This window comes from Streptomyces sp. NPDC006458, from assembly GCF_040612135.1.
In the GTDB taxonomy this organism is placed as follows: domain Bacteria; phylum Actinomycetota; class Actinomycetes; order Streptomycetales; family Streptomycetaceae; genus Streptomyces.
In genome coordinates this window covers 1-2388 of record NZ_JBEXPR010000090.1, presented here as the reverse complement: position 1 = coordinate 2388, position 2388 = coordinate 1, and the positions used below count along the sequence as shown (strand labels likewise).

The window sequence follows — 2388 nt, the reverse complement described above, 5'->3', positions numbered from 1 at the left end:
AACACAGTGGACGCGAGCAACTGAGGACAAGCCCTCGGCCTATTAGTACCGGTCAACTCCACACGTTACCGTGCTTCCATATCCGGCCTATCAACCCAGTCGTCTACTGGGAGCCTTACCCCATCAAGTGGGTGGGAGTCCTCATCTCGAAGCAGGCTTCCCGCTTAGATGCTTTCAGCGGTTATCCCTCCCGAACGTAGCCAACCAGCCATGCCCTTGGCAGGACAACTGGCACACCAGAGGTTCGTCCGTCCCGGTCCTCTCGTACTAGGGACAGCCCTTCTCAAGACTCCTACGCGCACAGCGGATAGGGACCGAACTGTCTCACGACGTTCTAAACCCAGCTCGCGTACCGCTTTAATGGGCGAACAGCCCAACCCTTGGGACCGACTCCAGCCCCAGGATGCGACGAGCCGACATCGAGGTGCCAAACCATCCCGTCGATATGGACTCTTGGGGAAGATCAGCCTGTTATCCCCGGGGTACCTTTTATCCGTTGAGCGACGGCGCTTCCACAAGCCACCGCCGGATCACTAGTCCCGACTTTCGTCCCTGCTCGACCCGTCGGTCTCACAGTCAAGCTCCCTTGTGCACTTACACTCAACACCTGATTGCCAACCAGGCTGAGGGAACCTTTGGGCGCCTCCGTTACCCTTTGGGAGGCAACCGCCCCAGTTAAACTACCCATCAGACACTGTCCCTGATCCGGATCACGGACCCAGGTTAGACATCCAGCACGACCAGACTGGTATTTCAACGACGACTCCACAACCACTGGCGTGGCCGCTTCAAAGTCTCCCAGCTATCCTACACAAGCCGAACCGAACACCAATATCAAACTGTAGTAAAGGTCCCGGGGTCTTTCCGTCCTGCTGCGCGAAACGAGCATCTTTACTCGTAGTGCAATTTCACCGGGCCTATGGTTGAGACAGTCGAGAAGTCGTTACGCCATTCGTGCAGGTCGGAACTTACCCGACAAGGAATTTCGCTACCTTAGGATGGTTATAGTTACCACCGCCGTTTACTGGCGCTTAAGTTCTCAGCTTCGCCCCACCGAAATGGAGCTAACCGGTCCCCTTAACGTTCCAGCACCGGGCAGGCGTCAGTCCGTATACATCGCCTTACGGCTTCGCACGGACCTGTGTTTTTAGTAAACAGTCGCTTCTCGCTGGTCTCTGCGGCCACCCCCAGCTCACCGAGTAAATCGGATCACCGAGCGTGGCCCCCCTTCTCCCGAAGTTACGGGGGCATTTTGCCGAGTTCCTTAACCATAGTTCACCCGAACGCCTCGGTATTCTCTACCTGACCACCTGAGTCGGTTTAGGGTACGGGCCGCCATGAAACTCGCTAGAGGCTTTTCTCGACAGCATAGGATCATCCACTTCACCACAATCGGCTCGGCATCAGGTCTCAGCCTTGATATGCGACGGATTTGCCTATCGCACGGCCTACACCCTTACCCCGGGACAACCACCGCCCGGGATGGACTACCTTCCTGCGTCACCCCATCACTCACCTACTAACCGCTTGGTCCGGCGGCTCCACCACTCCCCTTTGCCCGAAGGCTCCGGGGCGGCTTCACGGCCTTAGCATCACGATGCTCGATGTTTGACGCTTCACAGCGGGTACCGGAATATCAACCGGTTATCCATCGACTACGCCTGTCGGCCTCGCCTTAGGTCCCGACTTACCCTGGGCAGATCAGCTTGACCCAGGAACCCTTAGTCAATCGGCGCAAACGTTTCTCACGTTTGTATCGCTACTCATGCCTGCATTCTCACTCGTCAACCGTCCACGACTACCTTCCAGTGCCGCTTCACCCGGCAGACGACGCTCCCCTACCCATCACAGCAGGCGTTGGCCCTTAATGCTGCAATGACACGACTTCGGCGGTACGCTTGAGCCCCGCTACATTGTCGGCGCGGAATCACTAGACCAGTGAGCTATTACGCACTCTTTCAAGGGTGGCTGCTTCTAAGCCAACCTCCTGGTTGTCTGTGCGACTCCACATCCTTTCCCACTTAGCGTACGCTTAGGGGCCTTAGTCGATGCTCTGGGCTGTTTCCCTCTCGACCATGGAGCTTATCCCCCACAGTCTCACTGCCGTGCTCTCACTTACCGGCATTCGGAGTTTGGCTAAGGTCAGTAACCCGGTAGGGCCCATCGCCTATCCAGTGCTCTACCTCCGGCAAGAAACACACGACGCTGCACCTAAATGCATTTCGGGGAGAACCAGCTATCACGGAGTTTGATTGGCCTTTCACCCCTAACCACAGGTCATCCCCCAGGTTTTCAACCCTGGTGGGTTCGGTCCTCCACGAAGTCTTACCTCCGCTTCAACCTGCCCATGGCTAGATCACTCCGCTTCGGGTCTTGAGCGCGCTACTA

General features: G+C 56.9%; 1 rRNA gene. It reads right to left on the bottom strand.

From position 1 onward, the window contains the following. Window positions 1-22: 22 nt before the first annotated feature. Window positions 23-2388 (bottom strand): 23S ribosomal RNA (locus ABZZ79_RS39670); the annotation flags it as partial.